General features: G+C 62.6%; 19 protein-coding genes and 1 pseudogene. 7 read left to right on the forward strand and 13 right to left on the reverse strand.

The genetic code is table 11. The features are described 5' to 3' along the window. Positions 1-397: 397 nt before the first annotated feature. Both FSO04_RS28050 and FSO04_RS28055 read right to left on the reverse strand, forming a co-directional pair. Positions 398-1183, reverse strand: coding sequence for an alpha/beta hydrolase (locus FSO04_RS28050; RefSeq protein WP_166618262.1), 786 nt, complete (start codon positions 1181-1183; stop codon positions 398-400). A gap of 187 nt (positions 1184-1370) precedes the next feature. Then, positions 1371-2075 (reverse strand): response regulator, encoded by a 705-nt coding sequence (locus FSO04_RS28055; protein ID WP_154564641.1) that lies wholly within the window; start codon positions 2073-2075, stop codon positions 1371-1373. Positions 2076-2361: 286 nt separating this feature from the next. Between FSO04_RS28055 and FSO04_RS28060 the strand changes: the two genes are divergently transcribed. Next, positions 2362-3366 (forward strand): DUF535 family protein, encoded by a 1005-nt coding sequence (locus FSO04_RS28060; RefSeq protein ID WP_154564643.1) that lies wholly within the window; start codon positions 2362-2364, stop codon positions 3364-3366. Positions 3367-3614: 248 nt separating this feature from the next. Continuing rightward, positions 3615-3995 carry a DUF2917 domain-containing protein gene (locus tag FSO04_RS28065; RefSeq protein ID WP_154564645.1) on the forward strand — a complete coding sequence of 127 codons (381 nt, stop codon included), beginning with the start codon at positions 3615-3617 and terminating at the stop codon, positions 3993-3995. Positions 3996-4175: 180 nt separating this feature from the next. On the opposite strand, the gene FSO04_RS28070 is transcribed toward FSO04_RS28065, so the two are convergent. From FSO04_RS28070 to FSO04_RS28110, 9 genes are all read right to left on the reverse strand, one after another. Continuing rightward, the gene (locus tag FSO04_RS28070) at positions 4176-4748 is read right to left on the reverse strand and encodes a hypothetical protein (RefSeq protein ID WP_154564647.1); all 573 of its coding nucleotides are present in this window, start codon (positions 4746-4748) and stop codon (positions 4176-4178) included. Positions 4749-5303: 555 nt separating this feature from the next. Continuing rightward, the gene (gene pcaF, locus FSO04_RS28075) at positions 5304-6506 is read right to left on the reverse strand and encodes a 3-oxoadipyl-CoA thiolase (protein WP_154564649.1); all 1203 of its coding nucleotides are present in this window, start codon (positions 6504-6506) and stop codon (positions 5304-5306) included. 467 nt (positions 6507-6973) lie between these two features. Beyond that, the gene (gene denD / locus FSO04_RS28080; RefSeq protein WP_154564651.1) at positions 6974-7954 is read right to left on the reverse strand and encodes a D-erythronate dehydrogenase; all 981 of its coding nucleotides are present in this window, start codon (positions 7952-7954) and stop codon (positions 6974-6976) included. Between the two features lie 41 nt (positions 7955-7995). Next, positions 7996-8784, reverse strand: coding sequence for a 2-oxo-tetronate isomerase (otnI, locus tag FSO04_RS28085; RefSeq protein WP_154564653.1), 789 nt, complete (start codon positions 8782-8784; stop codon positions 7996-7998). A 92-nt stretch (positions 8785-8876) separates the two neighbouring features. Further along, complete coding sequence (otnC, locus tag FSO04_RS28090) at positions 8877-9539, reverse strand: 3-oxo-tetronate 4-phosphate decarboxylase (protein ID WP_154564655.1); 663 nt, start codon at positions 9537-9539, stop codon at positions 8877-8879. Further along, on the reverse strand, positions 9536-10846 hold the full coding sequence (gene otnK / locus FSO04_RS28095; RefSeq protein ID WP_154564657.1) for a 3-oxo-tetronate kinase: 1311 nt from the start codon (positions 10844-10846) through the stop codon (positions 9536-9538). The genes otnC and otnK overlap by 4 nt, the downstream gene beginning before the upstream one ends. Before the next feature lie 14 nt (positions 10847-10860). Continuing rightward, positions 10861-11751 carry an L-threonate dehydrogenase gene (ltnD, locus tag FSO04_RS28100; protein WP_154564659.1) on the reverse strand — a complete coding sequence of 297 codons (891 nt, stop codon included), beginning with the start codon at positions 11749-11751 and terminating at the stop codon, positions 10861-10863. A 75-nt stretch (positions 11752-11826) separates the two neighbouring features. Beyond that, on the reverse strand, positions 11827-12531 hold the full coding sequence (locus tag FSO04_RS28105) for a FadR/GntR family transcriptional regulator (RefSeq protein ID WP_154564661.1): 705 nt from the start codon (positions 12529-12531) through the stop codon (positions 11827-11829). A 152-nt stretch (positions 12532-12683) separates the two neighbouring features. Continuing rightward, positions 12684-13052 carry a cupin domain-containing protein gene (locus FSO04_RS28110; protein WP_154564663.1) on the reverse strand — a complete coding sequence of 123 codons (369 nt, stop codon included), beginning with the start codon at positions 13050-13052 and terminating at the stop codon, positions 12684-12686. A 228-nt stretch (positions 13053-13280) separates the two neighbouring features. Here FSO04_RS28110 and FSO04_RS28115 point away from each other — a divergent pair, with 228 nt between their 5' ends. The 4 genes from FSO04_RS28115 (at position 13281) to FSO04_RS28130 (ending at position 20162) form a co-directional block, all read left to right on the forward strand. Continuing rightward, the gene (locus tag FSO04_RS28115; protein ID WP_154564665.1) at positions 13281-14786 is read left to right on the forward strand and encodes an efflux transporter outer membrane subunit; all 1506 of its coding nucleotides are present in this window, start codon (positions 13281-13283) and stop codon (positions 14784-14786) included. 119 nt (positions 14787-14905) lie between these two features. Beyond that, positions 14906-16057 carry an efflux RND transporter periplasmic adaptor subunit gene (locus tag FSO04_RS28120; RefSeq protein WP_154564667.1) on the forward strand — a complete coding sequence of 384 codons (1152 nt, stop codon included), beginning with the start codon at positions 14906-14908 and terminating at the stop codon, positions 16055-16057. Between the two features lie 12 nt (positions 16058-16069). Continuing rightward, entirely contained in the window at positions 16070-19123 is a 3054-nt protein-coding gene (locus FSO04_RS28125; RefSeq protein WP_154564669.1) for an efflux RND transporter permease subunit, read from the forward strand. A gap of 214 nt (positions 19124-19337) precedes the next feature. Beyond that, a complete protein-coding gene (locus tag FSO04_RS28130; protein ID WP_154564671.1) occupies positions 19338-20162 on the forward strand; it encodes an IclR family transcriptional regulator in 825 nt (274 codons plus the stop codon). Positions 20163-20276: 114 nt separating this feature from the next. Here the strand turns inward: FSO04_RS28130 and FSO04_RS28135 are convergent, their stop codons facing one another. Then, the gene (locus tag FSO04_RS28135; RefSeq protein WP_154564673.1) at positions 20277-21467 is read right to left on the reverse strand and encodes a M20 aminoacylase family protein; all 1191 of its coding nucleotides are present in this window, start codon (positions 21465-21467) and stop codon (positions 20277-20279) included. An 88-nt stretch (positions 21468-21555) separates the two neighbouring features. Between FSO04_RS28135 and FSO04_RS28140 the strand changes: the two are divergent. Beyond that, positions 21556-21660, forward strand: a pseudogene (locus FSO04_RS28140) (LysR family transcriptional regulator); the annotation flags it as partial. Positions 21661-21666: 6 nt separating this feature from the next. Here the strand turns inward: FSO04_RS28140 and phnN are convergent. After that, positions 21667-22248 (reverse strand): phosphonate metabolism protein/1,5-bisphosphokinase (PRPP-forming) PhnN, encoded by a 582-nt coding sequence (gene phnN / locus FSO04_RS28145; RefSeq protein ID WP_154564675.1) that lies wholly within the window; start codon positions 22246-22248, stop codon positions 21667-21669.

Here is a 22248-nt window from a genome sequence, read left to right on the forward strand (position 1 = left end):
GAGGCGTTCTGCACGATCCGCTCCTACCTTGCCAGTCTGCGCAAACAGAACCGTTCGCTGATCGACGCGCTGGCTTTGGGCTTCGCCGGGTTCGTCGTTTCGCCGCTTCCGGCTGCTGAATAGTTACGCCGCCGCAAAGAAAGATAAGCAAAGAAAGCGGCTCAAACCACTCCTGCTAAGTGGGCACCGTAGCTTACGCAGGGTAGTGGTGCATCTGGAATCTGGGTTCGTGCACCTGCATACGCCAGTGACAAGGGCGTCATACTTCCGGCGGCGCTGCGCGCGCCGAAGAGTATTTCTTGAAACCAAGCGGCAGTTTAGCTCGGTTCCTTCGGTGCGGCACCGTGGTTTGCTTTGCGCTGGGCTGCGTTTGTTTGCTTGCTCTTCCGCTCGTCCCTTACGCCCTCTGTACGAATGCCAGGGTTTGCTCCGCTACTGTGTCTCGTTCGTTGTCCAGTGTGATCATGTGGTAGCTGTCGGTCAAGCGTACGAAGGTCACGGCGCGGCTTCCCAAGTGTTCGCACACGAATTCCGCGGAGCGGATGCTCGTCACTTCGTCTTCCTCGGAATGCATGACCAGGGTCTCGCATGTCACGCGGCTCAGGGCTCGCTTCACCGCGAAGCGCATCCAGTCCACCTGCTCGATCGCCGCCAACGGCACATACGGATAGTGGACGCCACTGCCCTTCTGCAGGTGGCGGCGGATCAGGTTGCGTATGCGCGCGTTCTTGATGCCGAACGGCTCGCCCTCCGGGACGCGAATCAATCGGCGCAGGCCCGGCACGCAATACATCAGATAGCGCAAGGGACGCAGGCGTGAACCGCCCCAGCCGTCGAGGAATAACGGCGGCGAGAGCAGAATCAGACGCCCTGTCGTCATGCGCTCCCGCGCACTCAACATCAATGCAAGCAAGGCCCCCATCGAAATGCCCGCCACGTCGACTCGCTCATAACGTTTGGCCAGATCGCGGTAGGTGCGGCTCAGCAACTGCATGTAGTCGCTCAACGTCACGCGGCTCAACGCGTCAGGGTTCGAACCGTGGCCCGGTAGCGACGGCAAATGTACGTTGCAACCGATCTGCTCGAACTTGCGGTCGAGCGCGCCGAAATCATGGCGTGTGCCACCCAAGCCGTGAATCATCAACACGGCATGGCGGGAAAGTGGGGAAACGCGAGCGGACATCGATAAGCCTGTCATTACACAAGCTTGCGATGCTAATCATCCCCGTCTCGCGTGACTGTCGATTTGCTGCCGCGTTTGTGGAGTTTTGTCGGCCGATATTTCGACGTATTACTCGACTGAAACTCAATGCCGACTCAGCCGAATTGCAACCGCAACTCAACCGCGACTGCAACCGCCGCATGCGTCTTCAATCCCACGCCAGCTTGCTGAACTGGTAGCCCTTGCCGCGTATCGTCTTGATGCGCTGCGGGGTGCCGGCGTCGTCATGCAGCTTGCGGCGCAGCTTGGAAATGCCGCCGTCGATCGTGCGGTCAAGGCCGTCGAATTCGATGCCGCGCAGTTGCCGCATCAGCTCGTCGCGGCTCACCACCTCGCCCGCGCAACTCACCAAGGCCCACAGTAAATCGAATTCGGCCGATGTCAGATCGGGCAGACTGCCGTCCGGCAGCTTGACCGTGCGGCTGGCCCGGCTGATCTCGAACTTGCCGAAGGTATAGCTCTCCGGTCGGCCAGTCTCCGGCGTGCGTGCGCTCACGCGGCGCAGTTGCGCCTTGATGCGCGCGAGCAGCACGCGTGGTTCGACAGGCTTATGCACGTAGTCGTCCGCACCGAATTCGAGGCCCAGCACTTCGTCGAACTGCTCATCGCGCGCGGTCACCATGATGATCACGCCGTCGAATTGCTCGCGCGCCTCGCGGCAAATCTGGAACCCGTCCTTGCCGGGAAGGTTCACGTCGAGAATCACCAGGTCCGGGCGGCGCTTGAGAATTGCCGGCACGGCGTCGTTGCCGTGCAGCACGGTCTCGACTTCGTATTCGTGTTTGCGCAGATAACCAGCGACCAGCGCGGACAGGCGGTCATCGTCTTCGACAAGCAGGATCCGGAATGGCATGGACAAATCGTTCAGGGCTAACTCATTTAATAGCGGCCGGCAACGGTACGGCGCGCTGCACGGCCAGCAAGCGATGGCGCCGCTCTATATACGCATCCGCACGGCGCGGACCCGGCCGGCAACGAGCCGGACGAACCGGACGAGGCGGCTCGACGCACAGCATAGCGGATGCGCCGCACATCATGCGACACGCGCGACAAAACTCGACAAACACTCAAATAATTCGACACGGAAGCGCGATCCCCGCCACTAGCATCGCCTCGTTGAAATAGCCAAGGGATGTGCCATGACGACCGTTTCCAACCAGGGGGCTCGCGCCCGCTCGCCGTGGTTCGCGAGAGCCACTGCGTCCTTTGCGGTCATTCAGCAAGCCGCTCATGCACTCTATCCCGGCACCAGCGTGTTTCATCGCTGGCGCCGCGTGCGATTGTGGCTGCGCTCGCTGATGTCGTGGCGTTCGACGCAAGTATGGCTCAAAGGCTGCGCCATCTCACCCTTGCAAGATCTGGTGCGACGTCATCCCACCGCGCTCGAACGCATGCATCGGCCGTTCCTCCATACCCGCTTCAGTCCGCACGAACGACTCACGGCGAGCCTCGATCATCATGCGCTGACTCAGCAGCGCGTGCCGCAACTCGCCGCGCGCATTGCCTCAGCCGGCTCGGCGCCGATCGCATCGTTCGAGGTAGGCGCCGAGCGCTGGCACGTGTCGCTCGAGTCGATCGAACAGTTTCAGAAGGAAGGCGACTGGACCTTGTGCATCCGCGATGCGCGGGACCGGCGCATTGTCTCCTGCACCTTCAGCCTCGCCTATCTCGGCGGCAAAGTGCGGCGACCACGTCTTTGCATCGGCTCCGTCCAGGGTCCGGACACGTCGGTCAACGGCCGCGAGCTCTTTCGCGCGCTCACCAAACGGTGGTATGGACTGCGGCCGAAAGTGCTGGTGATTTATCTCGCGCAATGTGTCGCCGCGGCGCTCGATGCAGGCGGCACCTTCATCGTCTCGAAGCAGGCGCACATCTATGCGAACTGGCGCTATTGCCTGAGAAAGCGTCGCGTGGCTGCAGACTACGATCGGCTGTCGATCGAGTGCGGAGCGCTCGCGCGCTGGAATGGCTGGTTCGTTCTCGCGCCGCCGGCGCGCTATCTCGCCGAACGCCAGGGCGACAACACCGGCTGCGCAACCCGTCGCAAGCGTTACGCATTGCGAAACGCACTCGCCGCGCAGATTCGCCTCAGCGTCTCAGCAAGCAAAGCGAGCCGCCCCTGCGTGCCTCGTGTTGTCGTTTGAATCCATTGCGATTTTTTTATTGACAAGACATGCGGCAAAACGGCACACTCATTCGCATGTTGACGCACACCTCCATCGCAGTCGCGATTAAAAACCCAACAATGCATGCCATCATCGGCAGGCGTTTGGGAGCATGTGCGCGTTAGCAGTCTGAATCTGCAAACAAGACCCAAAGGCCCCGCCGGTAACGGAAGGGGCCTTTTGTTTTATAGGTGCCTCCGTCCGCCGGCTCGATGACGGAGAGCAAGATGGATCAGGCAAGCCCGCAGTGCATGGATGACGACTCAAGTCTGTCTGCATATCAACCGGACGAGCGTCTGCCGAAAGTAGTCGTCCATTTTTCCGTAGTGCGCGGCACAACGCTGACGTGGCGTGTCGACGCCGACAGCACGCTCAGTGTTCAAGGCGCGCGCCTATGGCTCACGCGCGTCAACTCGCCTTACGATCATTGGCTCGAACCGGGCAACGAGTTCCGGCTGCAGCGCGGCGAACGCGTGTGGCTCAGCACGGATAGCGAACGCAGCGCGCGCGTGTCGTTGAGTTGCGCGCTGCCTGCCAGACGCGGTTTCGTCAGGCGATGGCTGGGGCCGCTCGCATGGTTGGGCCTGGGGGCACCGGCGACTCGATAGCGTGCCCCCTCGCGACTCGATGGTCAAACTTTCGTACCGTACAAAAGCAAACACCCCTGCGATGAGGGGTGTTTGCGGATCAGCCATACCGGCTGCGAGGAGCCAGTCATGCCGTGTTGCGCGGCTGCTTGATACTGCTTGAACGCGTGCCGCTTACTGGCATGACATTGACTGTGCCGCCTATTGCGGCGTCACTTGCACGGCCGCTGCCGAAACGAATACCGCGTGAACCGTATCGCCAACCTTGACGCCCTTCAGATCGACGTCCGGTCCGACTTCGAGCGTTTGCGTCTGATACGCGCCGCGCAGCGTGACGAGGCGCTTCTTGTGATCGATCTTCTGCACGGTGGCGAGCACCTCGATCTGGCGCGCGGATGCAAAGCCGCCCGAGGCCGGGGCATACACTTGCGTATCGACGCGCTCACGAATGCCCTTGTCCGGGCCGGTGACCTTATCGGCCTTCACCAGCAACGCATTCTTATACAGCACGTCCACCCGATCGCCGACCTTCAGTTGGTCGAAGCCCGCGACTTCCTGGCTCACCAGCACGACCACCGCGTTGCCGCCCGGCCCTTTGAGCGTGAGCGTGCGGCTGCCCTGATCGATACCGACGATCTGCGCCTTCACATGCACCGGTTGCACCGCGCTGACAATGCCTTGCGCGGCACTGGCCATCGCATCTTGCGCCCACGCCGGTTGCGCCGCGGCGAAAGCCGCTACCATCAACGCTGCTCCAATCGTCGCTGCCTTCATTTACTCTCTCCTCGAGAAATTGTTCGATCTGGCGTTACGGCGATCTGAAACCGCAGGATGCCGATTAACGCCACGAATGCATACAGCTTCAGGGTGACAATGACTAAATGGGTACGGCGCAACGATTGTACATGCCTTACAAGAAGCTACGACTGTTTATATTGTGATTTTCAAATCAGCGAACGGCATGTTGCGAAATGCCGCAGCGTGGCGTCGCAGCGGCGTCTAGCGGGTTGACAGCACTGCTTTACCTGCCAGACCTATCTATATAGGGCGACAATACATACTATGCATAAAGCATTAAACGCATACTGCATGACAGCCCGATGGTTTCATTATTCTTTTATCGACGACATTCGCCGCAACGCAATATAAAGTCGCATTAACACCGATTAAACATCAATTCAATAGCCGGTGAATCAACGCGCTGCGCAAAATAAAACAGCCCCGTCGCCTGAGCGAAGGGGCCGTTCATGATGCGGCTACAGGAGTCGCCATACGCGAAGCGTCGACACTCAAGATGCCTCAGCGCTTCCCTGCACATGCGCTAAACCATCACACACGTTCGATCGCGATCGCGATGCCTTGACCGACACCGATACACATCGTGCACAGCGCAAAACGGCCTTGCGTGCGGTGCAACTGATACATCGCGGTGGTCACCAGACGCGCGCCGCTCATGCCGAGCGGGTGGCCGAGCGCGATCGCCCCGCCGTTCGGATTCACGCGCCCGTCGTCGTCCGCGACGCCGAGCGTGCGCAGCACAGCAATACCTTGCGAGGCGAATGCTTCGTTCAGTTCGATCACGTCGAACTGGTCGATGGTCATGTTCAGACGCGCCAGCAACTTCTGCGTGGCCGGCGCCGGGCCGATGCCCATCACGCGCGGCGCGACGCCTGCCGTTGCGATACCCAGCACGCGTGCACGCGGCGTGAGGCCAAAGCGCTTCGCGGTCTCTTCATTCGCGAGCAGCAACGCCGCTGCGCCGTCGTTCACGCCCGACGCGTTGCCAGCCGTGACCGTGCCGTCCGGGCGCACCACGCCCTTCAGTTTGGCGAGCGTTTCAAGGCTGGTTTCGCGCGGGTGCTCGTCTTGCAACACCGTGATCGGATCGCCCTTCTTCTGCGCGATAGTCACGCCGACGATTTCCTGCGCGAGCGTGCCGTCGCGTTGTGCACGTGCCGCTTTCTGCTGACTGCGCAGCGCAAACGCGTCCTGATCGGCACGGCTGATCTTGTAGTCGGTCGCGACGTTCTCGCCAGTCTCGGGCATCGAATCGACGCCGTACATCTGCTTCATTAACGGGTTCACGAAACGCCAGCCGATCGTCGTGTCGAAGATATCGGCCTGGCGCGAAAACGCGCTGGTGGCCTTGCCCATCACGAACGGCGCACGGCTCATGCTTTCGACGCCGCCGGCCAGCATCAACGCAGCCTCGCCCGACTTGATCGCGCGTGCGGCAATGCCGACGGCGTCCATGCCCGAGCCGCACAAGCGGTTCACCGTGGAGCCCGGCACACCTTGCGGCAAACCGGCCAGCAACAGCGACATCCGCGCGACGTTGCGGTTGTCTTCACCGGCCTGGTTCGCGCAGCCGTAGATGACGTCGTCGATCGCGTTCCAGTCGACGTCCTTGTTGCGCTCCATCAGCGCTTTGAGCGGCACCGCGCCCAGATCGTCGGTGCGAACCGACGACAGCGAACCCGCATAGCGGCCGATGGGGGTGCGAATCGCGTCGCACAGGAATGCTTCGGTCATGTGATGTCTCCAGTTGATGTGCTGCATGCGCTGCGCCGCTAGCGGATATCGGTTCGTGACGTCGGCCGCTTGCGCGTGACGCGCGCTGGATACCGTGCGGTATCGACCCGGTTGACGCAACGGGAACGGTTACATGGCAGCCGTCGCGACAGAGCAGCTTAGCGCAGGATGGTGAACGATGGGCTCAGGATCTCAGCCATTTGTTCTATACACGAACACACGGTCATATATCGAACAACTTAGGCTCGATAATAGGCGTGTGCCTGAAACCATGTCAAGCAAAGCCGGGCTCGGACCAGGGAATATCTGCAGGCCGGCGGCGTTTAGCCATGACCAGTCAAAAAGGTCTGAAGATTGACGCGCTCGTGCCGGCAAGCGTGTTCTTACGCCTGTCGGCACGAGGCTTTGGGTCGTTCTGCTGTCCGGTCCGGGATGCCGTTGAAATACCCGCCCCAGCACGCGCGTTATCAGCGGATCTGAATACCCTCGTCGGCGATATAGCCTCGAATCACATCGGCGAAGCTGTGGTCGCCGGTCAACCCGAGCCGTTCGGCACGCGAGGGATCCCACTGCCCCGGCCAACTGCCGACGATCCTCTCAACCCGCGCATCCGGCTGCCACACGATCCGCATCGCGGTCTCTTCCCCCGCGACTTCGCGCAGCGCCGCCACCATTTCGTCGACGCTCACCGAAATCCCCGGCAGATTCAGCACGCGCTGGTTGCCGAGCGCAGCGGCATCGATTTCGAGTCCGGCGATCAGGCTTTCGATGGCCTTGCGCGGCGACAGCAGCCACAAACGCGTCGTGCCCGCTACCGGGCATACCGCCGCTTCGCCGTTCAGAGGCTCGCGAATGATCCCGCTCGCGAACGACGAGGCCGCCGCATTCGGCTTGCCCGGGCGCACGCTAATCGTGGGCAGGCGCAACACCCGGCCGTCGACGAAACCCCGCCGCGTGTAGTCGTTGAGCAACAACTCCGCGATCGCCTTCTGCGCGCCGTACGACGATTGCGGATTCAGCGCGGTGTCGTCCTGCACGACTTCGGGCAGATCGCCGCCATACACGGCCACTGAACTCGTGAACACCACACGCGGTGCATGCCCGCGTTGCCGGCACGTTTCCAGCAGCAGGCGCGATGCGTCCAGATTGATGCGCATGCCGAGATCGAAATCCGCCTCGGCCTGCCCGCTCACGATCGCGGCAAGATGGAAGATGGCCGACGTCTTGTCGTCGATCACGCGCTCGAGCACGCTGCGCTCGGCGATATCGCCCACTTCCGTGCGTACACGCGTGTCGCCGAAATCGCTTCCGTGCATCACGTCGAGCAGCACCAGCTCGGTAATCGCTTGCGGCTTGCCGTGTTCATCCTTCACTGAACCGCGCGTCAACAGTTCACGCGCGAGACGCTGGCCGAGAAAACCTGCACCGCCGGTAATCAGTACTTTCATGATGTGCTTTGTCCTTGCTTTATCGGCTGCTCTGTCGCTTGCTAGCGCGCGGCATTCAGATACGGCTTAAGCCAATCAAGCCCGGCCGATGTGCCGGCCCGCGGCCGGTACTCGCAACCGATGTAGCCGTCGTAGCCCAGCGTGTCGATCAGATCGAACAGATAGGGATAATTCAGTTCGCCGATATTGGGCTCATGGCGTTCCGGCACGCCGGCGACCTGAATGTGACCAATGCCGGCCATATCGCGTTTCAGCTTCACCGCAAGGTCGCCCTCGACGATCTGGCAGTGATAACAATCGAACTGCACCTTGAGATTCGGTGCGCCCACTTCCGCGCAAATCGCTTGCGCGTCATCCTGGCGATTCAGAAAGAAGCCCGGCATATCGCGCGTATTGATCGGCTCGATCACGACGGTGATGCCCTCTTCTTGCGCGGCCTTGGCGGCATAGGCGAGATTCTTCAGATACACCTCGCGATGCTTTGCCCGCGGCTGATCCGCGTCGATCAAACCGGCCATCACATGCAGTTTGCGATTGCCGAGCACGCGCGTGTAATCGAGCGCGGTTTCGATGCTGCGACGAAATTCGTCTTCGCGCCCCGGCAGCGAAGCGATGCCGCGTTCGCCCGCGGCCCAGTCGCCGGGCGGCGCATTGAAGAGCGCCTGAGTCAGGCCGTTCGCTTCGAGCCGCGCCTTGATTTCTCCGGCACGGAAATCGTAGGGAAACAGAAACTCCACCGCGGTGAAACCGTCTTTTGCCGCTGCGGCGAAACGATCGAGGAAAGCGTGCTCGTTGTACATCATGGTCAGGTTGGCAGCAAAGCGAGGCATGGCAGCAACTCCTTTAAAACGGTTTCGTTCAGCGTGCGCAAGCAGCAATGAATGCATGCTCCGGGCACAAGATCTCGCGATGGCGTGTGCGTCTACCAGCGCGCACCGAATACGGTTCGCAGTTCTTCGAGCGCCGCATTGTCGAGCGGCACGGGTCGCGGGTTCGTCATCAGCCACAGGCGAGCGGTCTCTTCGAGCTCCTCAAGCGCATACGACGCCTGCGCCACCGAGCGCTCCCACACCACCGGGCCGAGGCGCTCGAGCAAAACCGCACGAACGGTGCCGGCGAGTGCGGCGATCTGCTCGGCCACTTGCGGGTCGCCGGGGCGCCTATAACGAATCAGGGGGACGTGACCCACTTTCATCACGAAGTACGGCGTGATCGGCGGCAGAACATCGTCGTCGTGCCATACGCCGGCGAGTGTCAACGCCACCAGATGCGTCGAATGCGTGTGGACGACGCCGCGTGCCTCGCCGTTGCGTGCATAGATGCCCTGGTGCAGCGCCAGCGTTTTCGACGGCTTGCCGCCGGACACCGCATTGCCGGCGAAATCGACCTTGGCGATATCGGCGGGATCGAGCCGGCCGAGACAGGCGTCGGTCGGCGTGATCAGCCAGCCGTCGTCGAGGCGCGCGCTGATGTTGCCCGCGCTGCCCACCGTATAGCCGCGTTGATAGAGACTTGCACCGGTCACGCAGATTTCTTCGCGCACGCGTGCTTCGTTCGTCGTGTGGAGTGCGGGTGTGCTGGTCATTGCACGCCTCCATCGAGGTGACGCAGTGCCTTTTCGAAAAAGTCGGTCGTGCCGAAGTTGCCGGATTTCAATGCGAGTGCGAGCGGGTCGGCGTCCGTCGTCGCGGTGGCGGGCACGCCGGGATCGATCTGCGCACCGATCCGCAACGTGTGCACGTCAAGTGCCTGCACTACGGCGCCCGAGGTTTCACCGCCCGCCACCACGAACTTGCGCACACCGCGTTCGCGCAAACCGCGTGCGATCGACGCCAGCGTGGATTCGACCAGGTGTCCCGCTTCGTTGACGCCAAGCTCGCGTTGCACCGCTTTGACTTCGTCGGGCGTGGCGGTGGCATAGATCAACACAGGCTCGGCTTTATCCAGGTACGGCTGCGCAAAGGCCAGCGCCTGCTCGACCACCGGCTCGCCGCGCGCCACCGCCAGCGGATCGATGCGGAACGCGGGCCGTGTTTCGCGCCAGGCCGCCACTTGCGCATTGGTCGCTTTCGAAGCGCTGCCGGCCAGCACCGCCGACCATCCTTCGACACGCGGCAATTGCGCGGCATCGTTGCCTTCCGCAAGCAAACCGGCGCGACGGAAATTGGCGGGCAGGCCTAGCGCCACGCCGGAGCCGCCCGTGATCAGCGTGAGGTCGGCACATGCCTCGCCGAGCACGTAAAGATCCGCGTCCGATACCGCATCGGCAATCGCTATTCGCACGCCGTCGCCGCATAGTGCATCGAGGGAATCACGTACTGCCGACACGCCTTTTGCCACCGTGTCGTAACGCACAAGGCCGACTTTCGATCCGGTCTGCCGCTGCAGCACGCGCACGAGGTTCGCATCGCGCATCGGCGTCAGCGGATGATTTTCCATGCCCGATTCGTTCAGCAAGGTATCGCCGACGAACAGATAGCCGCGATAGATCGTGCGGCCGTTCTCGGGAAACGCCGGGCAGGCAATCGTGAAAGCCGTTGCGCCCACCTCAGCGGACAAGGCGTCGAGCAAGGCATCCGTGACCGGACCGATGTTTCCGGCGTCGGTCGAATCGAACGTCGAACAGTATTTGAAAAAGAACTGGCGACATCCTTGCGCGCGCAACCAGTCGAGCGCGGCGAGCGATTGTGCGACCGCGTCGGCGGCGGGGATCGTGCGCGATTTCAGCGCGACGACCAGCGCATCGGCTTCTACGGCATCGTTCGACGCGGGCACGCCGATGGTCTGCACCGTGCGCATGCCGCCGCGCACCAGCATGTTGGCGAGGTCAGTGGCACCGGTGAAATCGTCGGCGATACAGCCGAGCAGCGCGCGTCTGGACGGAGTGGTCATGGCAGGCTCCGCGCTTACTTCGCCGCCGGCAAGTCAATGCCGGGGAAGATCTTGATCACTGCGGCATCGTCCTCGCCGCCATGCCCCGCGGTCGACGCCATCATGAACATCTGATGCGCCGCCGCCGACAACGGCAACGGAAATTTCGAGCGGCGCGCGGTATCGAGCACCAGACCGAGATCCTTCACGAAGATATCGACCGCCGAGAGCGGCGTGTAATCGCCGCTCAGAATATGCGGCACGCGGTTCTCGAACATCCACGAATTGCCGGCGCTATGCGTGATGACCTCGTACAGCGCGTCGGGATCGACGCCTTCGCGCAAGCCGAGCGCCATCGCCTCGGCGGCCACGGCGATATGCACGCCGGCCAGCAACTGATTGATGATTTTCACCTTCGAACCCGCGCCGTGCGCCGAGCCGAGCCGATAGACCTTGCCCGCCATCACGGCCAGCACGTCCTCGCACGCGGCATAGGCGGTGTCCGGACCGGACGTCATCATCGTCATTTCGCCGGACGCCGCGCGTGCCGCGCCACCGGATACCGGCGCGTCGAGCATCTGCAAACCGGCCGCTTCGATGCGCTTGCCGAGTTCGACCGCGAAGTCCGGTGCGACGGTTGCGCTTGCAATCACCACGCTGCCGGGTGTCATCGCGGCGACCGCGCCTTGCGCGCCGAATAGCACCGCTTCGGTTTGGGCGGCATTCACGACCAGCGTGACGACCACCTCGCATTGCGCGCCGAGCTCGGCAGGCGACGCACAGCCGACGCCGCCTGCCGCTACGAATGCTTGCAGGATCTCGCTGCGCAGATCGCATGCGTGGACCTGAAAGCCCGCGCGCAGCAGCGAGCGCGCGACGCCCATGCCCATCGCCCCGAGACCGATAACGCCGACATTTCTGGACATGCCTGACCTCTATATTGGTTAGCCGCGAGCGCCCGATGAAACCCAACCCGGCAACCCGCCTCGACTTGGTTCAGCTCAACAAATGCCCGCGTCCGCGAGCCGCCGTGCCGCATTGTTCATATGCGTGCTCGCCGCATTGCGCGCCGCCATCGAATCGCCGGCCCGGATCGCCGCGACGATGGCCGCATGCTCTTCACGCACCTGACGTGAGAAGTCATCGCGCAGCGCTTCGTTGCGACGGGTGACCAGGGTGCCGGCCTCGAGGTACTGATTCAGGAAGGTGAGCGTCTTGAGGAAATACGGATTGCCGGTGGCCGCGGCGATTGCGCGATGGAAAGCGACATCTTCGGCGACGCCGTTCTCGCCTTCGGCCACCGCTTCGTCGATCTTCGAGAGGGCGGCGTCGATCGACACCATGTCTGCGTCGCTGCGGCACATGGCCGCCTCCGAAGCAACTTCAGCCTCGATCGCACGCCGCAACGCGAGGATTTGCAGCACCGAGCCCGTTTCGACCGCTTCCGCATAGTCGATGCGCAGCGGCCGGATCGCGCCATGAGTGGCGATAAATACACCGCTGCCCTGGCGCGGCTCGACCACGCCTTCGTTCTTCAGCCGCGAAATCGCCTCACGGATCACCGTGCGGCTCACGCCGAACTGCTGCGCCAGCACCGCCTCGGTCGGCAGCTTGCCGACGCGCGCGAAGGTGCCTTTGTCGATCTGCTTGAGCAACTGCTGCGCGACCGTATCGCTCAGCACCCGGGCAGGAATCTTGTCGAACATGAGGGCCCCGATGAATCAGGTTGTCGGGTCATCATACAAATTTGAGACTCGGACGGCATCGATGCAAACCCTGAGTTTTCCGAGCGCGGTCGCGCGACGTCTACGGCGCACGCGTCGTAACGCCGATCGAACATCAGCCGGCGGTGGCGTGCTTATCCCTTCATTGGCGGCTGCACAGAATCGAATACTTGCCCATGGTCGTAGACAAACAGGAACACGCACCCCGTTTCGCTCCTGAACCCATGATCGACGGTTCCCGCGGCCGCGATGCCAACCCATCCTGCTGACAGAAGCTCGCCGTTCTGAACAGCCTGCCCCTCGAGCATGTAAATGAATTCCGGCCCCGTATGGTAATGGTCCGGAAAGGTCACGCCCGGAGCGAACTTCACTAACTGAATGGCACGGCCGTCCGCGGTGCCGAGGTTTTTGACTTCAACCCCAGAGGCGACGGCCGATCGCTGCCATGGGACCGCTTCGCTGTCGCGGCGGCTAAAGGAGGGAAATGAGGCGATCTCTTTCATCTGGATGTCCCGGTGACGTTAATCCCCAAGCCTGAAAGCCCGTCAAGCGCCCTGACTACGTGATCTCGTGCGCAAGCGCTGAGATCGACCATGCTAGGCTAAGCGTAGAAATGTCCCGCATGGTATAAATTCCGGCGTCAGGAAAAGAAACATCGAAAGTTCAAGTTGCCTGAATATCCGCGTCCGCTCCGTCGTTTAGGTTAAACGCAAGCGATATAAGGTGGATCGATGATCGACGTTATCCAGCGTATTGTCCGGCAGCGGTGCCTGTGGGTCGCGTTATGCGGCTGCGCCGCAGCCGCCGGCTGCATGGTCGGTCCCGATTACCGTACTCCCCCCGCGCCCGCTACCGACACCTACACCGCCTCGCCATTGCCCGAGCAGACGGCCTCTTCTCCAGGGGCCGCCGGCTTGCCGCAGCGCTTTGTGCCGGGACAGGACATTCCCGCCGCCTGGTGGGCGCTCTTTCATTGCGAACCGCTCGACGCGCTGATCCGTCAGGCCTTCGTCAACAGTCCAAACATCACCGCGGCGCAAGCCGCATTGCGGCAGGCACGCGAAAACTTCTCGGCGCAAGCCGGCGGCACGCTTTTGCCCAGCGTCGACGCGCAACTTGGCGCCACGCGCGAAAAACTGAACGGCATCGCGTTCGGCCAACCCGGCGTGGTCGATGAGTTCAATCTGTACAACGCGTCGGTGAACGTGTCGTACAAACTCGACGTGTTCGGCGGCTCGCGGCGCGAACTCGAAGCGCTGCACGCGCAAATCGATTACCAGCGTTTCCAGTTGCAGGCCGCCTATCTCGCGATGTCCGCCAACATCGTGACCGCGGCCGTCAAGGAAGCGTCACTGCGCGCACAGATCGAGGCAACCGAGCGGATCGCCGCGGAGGAAGACGAGCAACTGGGCGTACTCGGCAAGCAGTTCGAACTGGGGGGCGTGGGCCGCACGGCGGTGCTCGCGCAGCAAACCCTCCTCGCGCAGACCCGCGCCACGCTGCCGCCGCTGCAACAACAGCTCGACCAGACGCGTCACCAGCTCGCCGTGCTGGCCGGCAAATTGCCCAGCGACGCCACATTGCCTGAATTCAGGCTCGAGATGTTTTCGTTGCCCGAGGCGCTGCCTGTGAGCCTGCCGTCGGCACTGGTACAGCAGCGGCCCGACATTCTCGCCGCCGACGCCGTGCTCCATCAGGCCAGCGCGCAAGTCGGCGTGGCGACCGCGGCGATGTATCCGCAGATCACCCTGTCCGCCAGCTACGGCGCCGAGGCCCTGACGCCGGCCCAGGTGTTCAAGGCCGGCAGCACGATCTGGAGCCTGGGCGCGGGCCTGCTGCAACCGGTCTTCCACGGCGGTCAACTGAGTGCGCAGAAGCGCGCGGCCGAGGCGGCGTACGAGCAGGCCGACGCGCAATATCGTGAAACGGTGCTGCTGGCGTTCCAGAACGTCGCGGATTCGCTGCGCGCGCTCGATCACGACGCGACCGGCCTGAAAGCACAGACGGACGCCTGGCGCTCCGCCAGTGACTCGCTGGAACTCACGCGCGGGCAGTATCGCGTCGGCGGCGTGAGCTACCTGGCGCTTCTCGATGCCCAACGCCAGTACCAGCAAACGGTGGTGAGCCTCGCGCAGGCACAGGCCTCCCGCTACGCCGACACCGCGGCCCTCTTCCAGGCGCTCGGTGGCGGCTGGTGGAACGCCGCCGCGCCGACCGCCGCTGCGACGACGCAATGACTGACGCAATGACATAGCCAGACAGAACGCTCGCCGTACCGCTCTTTGCAACACGCGCTGTCAGATACGAAGGCATGCAAAGTCCGGCGCTTCGCCCAATGCCGTGCAAGGACATCACGATGACCGAAAGAAAACCGATGACGAAGCGGATGGTGATCATGCTGATCTGTGTCGGCCTGCTGCTGGCCGCACTCGTCGGCTTCAACCAGTTCCGCTCGTACATGTTCGCCAAGTTCATGGCGGGCAACGCGGCGCCGCCCGCCACCGTTTCGGCGGTCGTGGCCGGCTATCAGTCGTGGCAACCGCAGTTGGCGGCGGTCGGCAGCCTGCGTGCCGTGCGCGGCGTCGACGTCACCACCGAAGTCGCGGGCCTCGTGCGCGAGGTGGCGTTCAGTTCAGGGCAGGAAGCGAAGGCCGGGCAAGTCCTCGTCCGGCTCAACGACGACACCGACGTGGCGCTGCTCCATTCGTTAGAGGCAGCGGCAGAACTCGCGCAGACCGTCTTCACGCGCGATCAGGCGCAGTACGACATCAAGGCGATCGCCAAAGCGCAGCTCGACGCGGACGCCGCCGACCTGAAGGGCAAGAAGGCGCAAGTCGCGGGACAAGCCGCGCTCGTCGAAAAGAAAACTATCCGCGCACCGTTTGCGGGGCGCCTTGGCATCACCACGATCAATCCGGGCCAATACATCAATCCTGGCGATGCGATCGTCACGCTGCAAGCGATCGATCCGATCTACGCCGATTTCTACCTGCCGCAACAGCAGCTCGGCCAGCTCGCGATCGGCCAGACCATCGTGGTCGACACCAACGCGTTTAGCGGACAAACGTTCGTGGGCAAGATCCAGTCGCTCAGCCCGAAAGTCGACAGCACCACGCGCAACGTGCAGATCGAAGCGAGCGTAGACAATCACGAGCGCAAGCTGCTGCCGGGCATGTATGCGAACGTGAAGATCGACGCAGGCACCGGACAGCGCTACCTGACGCTGCCGCAAACGGCCATCACCTACAACCCCTACGGCGCGACCGTGTTCGTCGTCAAGCCGGGCACACAAGCCAATGCGCAAGGCAAGACCCTGCCCGTCGCGCAGCAGGTGTTCGTCACGCCAGGGCCGACGCGCGGCGATCAGGTTGCGATCCTCAAAGGCGTCGCCGCCGGCACGCAGGTCGTGACGAGCGGGCAACTCAAGCTCAAGAACGGCACGCCGCTCGTCATCAACAACAGCGTGCAGCCCTCGGACAGTCCCAACCCGACGCCGCAGGAACAATAGAGAGACCGCGCGATGACATTCACCGATCTCTTTATCCGGCGGCCCGTGCTTGCATCGGTCGTCAGCCTGTTGATTCTCGTGCTCGGACTGCGCTCGCTGGCCACCTTGAAGGTCAGCCAGTATCCGCAAACCGAAAACGCCGTCGTGACGATCAGCACGGCCTACTATGGGGCGAACGCCGACACCATCGCCGGTTTCATCACGCAGCCGCTCGAGGCGGCGATTGCTCAGGCGCAAGGCATCGACTATATGTCTTCGACGAGCAGCACTGGCGTGTCGACCATTACCGCCACACTGCGGCTGAACTACGACGCGAACCGCGCGCTGACCGAGATCAACACGCAGATCGGCTCGGTGCGCAACCAGTTGCCGCCGCAGGCGCAGCAGCCGGTGCTGACGGTACAAACCGGGCAGACCACCGACGCGATGTACATGGGTTTCTACAGCGACGTGCTGCCGAGCAACAACGTCACGGATTATCTGCTGCGCGTCATCAAGCCCAAGCTCGATTCGATCGAAGGCGTGCAGACGGCGGAAATCCTCGGCGGACGGCAGTTCGCGTTACGCGCGTGGCTTGATTCCACACGGCTCGCTGCGCACGGCGTAACGGCAAGCGACGTCTTCACGGCGCTCGGCAACAACAACTACCTCGCGACACTCGGCACGACGAAGGGGCAAATGGTCAGCGTCGACCTGAACGCGGGCACGGACCTGCATACCGTCGCCGACTTCAAGCAACTCGTCATCAAGCAGAAAAACGGCGCGATCGTGCGCCTCGAAGACGTCGCGAACGTCGTGCTCGGCGCCGACAGCTACGACTTCAACGTCGCGTTCAGCGGCAAGCGTTCGGTGTTCATCGGCATCAAGGTGGCGCCGGACGCCAACATCCTCGATGTCGCCAAACGCGTGAAGGCCGTGTTTCCCGGGCTGCAGAAGCAGTTTCCAACCGGCATGACGGGGGAGATCGTTTATGACGCCACCGATTTCGTCAACACGGCGATCGTCGAGGTGATCAAGACGCTGGTCGAGGCGCTGCTGATCGTCACGGCGGTGATTTTCCTGTTCCTCGGCAGCTTCCGCGCGGTCATCGTGCCGCTGATCGCGATGCCGTTATCGCTCATCGGCACGTTCTTCGTGATGCAGTTGCTCGGCTATTCGATCAATCTGCTGACACTGCTCGCGCTCGTGCTCGCGATCGGGCTCGTCGTGGACGACGCGATCATCGTCGTCGAAAACGTCGATCGTCACATGAAGGAGGAAGGCAAGGCGCCTTTCGATGCCGCACTGATCGCCGCGCGCGAACTCGGCGGACCAATTCTCGCGATGACTGTCGTGCTGATCGCCGTGTATGTGCCGATCGGTTTTCAGGGTGGCCTGACGGGCGCCCTCTTCACCGAGTTCGCCTTTTCGCTCGCCGGCGCGGTGACGGTGTCCGGTGTAATCGCGCTGACGTTGTCGCCGATGATGTGCTCGCGCTTCTTCCGTGCGGACCAGGAGTCCGGGCGCTTCGCGCGTTTCGTCGACCGCCAGTTCGAACGCGTCCATCGTGGCTATAGCCGCCTGTTGCACGCGACGCTCGACACCTGGCCCGTGTTCACCGTGATGGGCGCGCTGCTGCTCTGCGGCACGGTCTACCTGTTCATGACCTCGAAATCGGAGCTCGCGCCGCAGGAGGATCAGGGGATCGTCCTGTCGCAGATCCAGGGACCGCCGAACGCGACCATTCAGCAGATGCAGATGTACGCGGACCAGGTGTTCGATATCTCCAAGGCGCTGCCTGAATACGCGCAGATGTTCCAGCTCACGGGCGCGCCGACACTCAACCAGGGGATCGGCGGTGTGCTGTTCAAGACATGGGATCAGCGCAGCAAGGGCGCGACCGCCTTGCAGCAGGAATTGCAACAGAAATGGAATCAGATTTCAGGTGCGCGCGTCGCGGCGTTCCAGTTTCCGCCGCTGCCGGGCTCGCAGGGCTTGCCGGTGCAATTCGTCATCAGCACGACCGAGCCGTTCGAGAACCTCAACGAAGTTTCACAGGCAGTCCTGCAAAAAGCCCGCGAGAGTGGGATGTTTTTCTTCGTCGACAGCGATCTCAAGCTCGACAAGCCGGAAGCCACGCTCGTCGTCGACCGCGACAAGGTCGCCTCCCTTGGGCTCTCGCAGAGCGACGTCGGGCAAGCGCTCGGTTCGGCGCTAGGGGGCGGCTATGTCAACTACTTCTCGATCGCCGGGCGCTCTTACAAGGTGATTCCGCAGGTCCTGCAGACCGACCGCCTGAATCCTTCGCAGGTGCTCGATTACTACCTGCGTACGCCGGACGGCAGCGTCATGCCGGCTTCGACGATTGCACATCTCGAACACAACGTCGTGCCGGAATCGATCAACCACTTCCAGCAACTCAACTCGGCGACGATCTCAGGCGTGATCGTGCCGGGCGTGTCGCAAGGCGAGGTGCTCGATTTTCTGCGCAAGACCACCACCCAGGTCGCACCGGCAGGCTATGCAGCGGACTACTCGGGCCAGTCGCGGCAGTTCGTGCAGGAATCGGGCGGCTTCGTCATCACACTGCTGCTCGCCACGATCATCGTGTTCCTTGCGCTGGCGGCGCAATTCGAAAGTTTCCGTGACCCGATCGTGATCCTGGTTTCGGTGCCGATGGCGCTGTTCGGTGCGCTCATCTTCATCAACATCGGCTTGACGACGCTGAACATCTACACGCAGGTCGGGCTCGTCACGCTGATGGGGCTCGTCAGCAAACACGGCATCCTGATCGTCCAGTTCGCCAACGAACTGCAACACGCCGGCAAGTCGAAGCGCGAAGCGCTGGAAGAAGCGGCGGCCGTGCGGCTACGCCCGATTCTGATGACCACCGCGGCGATGGTGCTCGGCGTCGTGCCACTCGTGTTCGCTTCGGGAGCAGGCGCCGCGGGCCGCAATGCGATGGGGCTCGTGATCTTCACGGGGCTGTCGATCGGCACCCTTTTTACTTTGTTCGTGGTGCCTGCGATGTATATGTTCCTCGCCGCCGACCATCATCGGGACGCTGCCTCGCAGGAGGCGAGTTAGCGTTTAACCCGCCTTCCAAGCCTACGAATTATTTATAATCAATGGCTTAGCCACTAGGCGCAAGGCAGATTTCACTCGCGGCGCCCTAGGGGCAAAAGCGGGCAAAGTTGGCGAAACAGAAGGCTTAAGCTATCGTCACGCCTTTGCACCGCATCGCGCCGGCTGAAACGCGCGAACGCTACACGCCCTTCTTCGAACGCATCTTTCAAGGTCCATGAGCAAAGCCCTGCCACCGCCTTCTGCCGTTCCTGTCAGCGCCGAACCGGCCGCGGACAAACCGGGCGACTCGTATGTGCAGTCGTTCGCGCGAGGCCTCTCGGTGATTCGCGCGTTCAATGCCACCCGCCCAGAACAGACGCTCACTGACGTCGCCGCCGCCACCGGCCTGACACGCGCCGGCGCACGCCGCATTCTGCTGACCCTGCAGACGCTCGGCTACGTGGAGGCCGAAGGTCGCCTGTTCCGCCTCACGCCGAAGATTCTCGACCTGGGTTTCGCGTATCTGACCTCGATGCCGTTCTGGAATCTCGCCGAACCGGTGATGGAAAATCTGTCGTCGCAGGTTCACGAGAGTTGCTCGGCGGCCGTACTCGACCGCACCGAGATCGTCTACGTGCTGCGCGTGCCGACGCACAAGATCATGACCATCAACCTGTCGATCGGCAGCCGCTTGCCGGCGTATTGCACGTCGATGGGCCGTGTGCTGCTGTCCGCGCTCGACGACGACACGCTCGAAGCGACCCTGAGTTCGACGCCGCTCTATGCGCATACGCCGCGCACGGTGACCGACAAGGAGGAGCTGAAAAAGCTGATCGCGCAGGTGCGCCGCCAGGGATGGGCGATCGTCGACCAGGAGCTGGAAGGCGGTCTGATTTCGCTGTCCGCACCGATTCGCAACCGCCAGGGGCGCGTGATCGCGGCGATGAACATCAGCGGCAATGCTCAGCGCAATTCAGCCAAGCAGATGGTGAAGGCGTTTCTGGAGCCGCTGCAGCAGGCCGCGCAGACGGTCTCGGAGATGGTGGCGCGGCGCGGTTGATTGCGATTGATTGCGGTTGAGCGCGATTGAGTACACGAAGGTGCCTCGAAAGGCGCGCGTTTCTCGCATGCGCGCCCATTGCGCCTGAGGCCCCTCGTTAACAACCCGGGCCCCTCACTGCCCCAGATACCGCTCCACCAGGCGCGTCCAGAATGCGGCGCCGACCGGCAGATTGCGGTCGTTGAAGTCGTAATGGGGGTTGTGCACCATGCAGCCGTCTTCGCCCGCCCCGTTGCCGATCCGCAGGAATGTACCGGGCCGTTTTTGCAGCATGAAGGCGAAATCTTCGCTGCCCATCAAGATGTCGGTCTGCTCGATCACCTTGTCGTCGCCAACCAGTTCACGCGCCACCTGCACCGCGAAGTCCGTTTCGGCATCCGAATTGATCACCACCGGATAGCCTTCGATATACTCCACCACCGCCTTGCCGCCATAGCTCGCGGCCTGGCTTTCGGCGAGTTCGGTAATGCGTTTTTTCAGCAGCGTGCGCACTTCGGGGCTGAACGAGCGCACGCTCAATTCCAGTCGCGCGCTGCTTGAAATCACGTTGTTCGCGGTGCCCGCATGCATCGAGCCGACCGTCACCACCGCCGGCTGCGACGGGTCGACGTTACGCGCCACGATGGTCTGCAAGGCCATCACGATGCTCGCCGCCACCACTACCGGATCGACCGTGAGATGCGGACGCGCCGCATGGCCGCCGACGCCTTCGATCGTGATGATCGCCTTGTCGCCCGCCGACATGAACGGCCCCTTGCGGAACAGCATCACGCCCGGTTCCTCGCCCGGATGATTGTGCAGACCGAACACGGCATCGCACGGAAAGCGCTCGAACAGGCCGTCGTTAATCATCTTCATCGCGCCGCTGTCGATGCCGCTTTCTTCGGCCGGCTGGAAGTACAGATGCACGGTGCCCGAGAAATTGCGCGTGGCGGCAAGGTGCTGCGCGGCGCCGAGCAGCATCGTCGTGTGGCCGTCGTGGCCGCATGCGTGCATCTTGCCGTGCGTGCCGCTCGCATACGGCAGACCGGTTTGTTCGATGATCGGCAGCGCATCCATGTCGGCGCGAATGCCGATGCTGCGCGTGCCGTTGCCCACCTTCAGCGTACCCACCACGCCGGTTTGACCGACCCCGCGCGTGACCTGCCAGCCCCATTGTTCGAGCTTCTCCGCCACCAGTGCGCCCGTTTGGACTTCCTCGTAGGCCAATTCCGGATGGTGATGGATGTGATGGCGGATCTCGCGCAGGCTCTCGGTTGCAGGCGCCAGGTCGGACACTTCGGTAAAACGCGCGGCTTCGCTCATCTATCGCTCCATGGAATTCACGCCGCATGACGCGGCAAACAGACGAGCACTATAGCCACGCCATCTTGTTCGAACAAGATACTGTTTTTTGAGCATCATCTCGCGGCGTGAATTGCTGCCGACTCCAGCGGTGCTGCAGTTCGTGTCGTGTTTGCAGGAAGCGACCCGGGAGCGCATGGCGGCGGCCGGGTAGTCGAGCCTAGCGAACGTGGGGAGCGTGGGAAACGTGGCGAATATCGCCCTCCGCCTGCAAAAAAGCGATCAGCGCGTGCCCCGCGTCTTCCAGTGCCCCGGAGTTATCGATCGTCGTGCACCGAAGCCCTTGCGGCAATGAAAACGGTGCCCGTCGTGCAAGCCTGGCCGCGACCTGTTCCGCCGACTCACGCGCCCGCGCGCCGAGCCGTGCTTCGAGAATATGCGGCGCGGCGTCCACATGCACGACTTCCGTGTGCGGATAACGCGCCAACGTATGCGGCAAATGCTGACGCGACCCGTTGACGACGACCGTGCAACCGCGCGCAAGCCATGCATCGAGCTCGATACCGATGCCGTAACGCAGTGAGTGGCTCGACCATTCGAGCGCGAACAGACCGAGCACCGAACGCGCCGCGAATTCTTCGACGCTCAACGCAACGTGCTCTTCACCGTTGCCGCTCGGCCGCGTGATGTAGCGATGCGCAAACAGAATCGGCTCTCCCATCAGGCGGCTGCGCGCAAAACCCAGCAATGAATCCTTGCCCGCGCCGGACGGCCCCATTACATAAATCAAACGACCTGCCAT

Source organism: Paraburkholderia madseniana (genome assembly GCF_009690905.1).
In the GTDB taxonomy this organism is placed as follows: domain Bacteria; phylum Pseudomonadota; class Gammaproteobacteria; order Burkholderiales; family Burkholderiaceae; genus Paraburkholderia; species Paraburkholderia madseniana.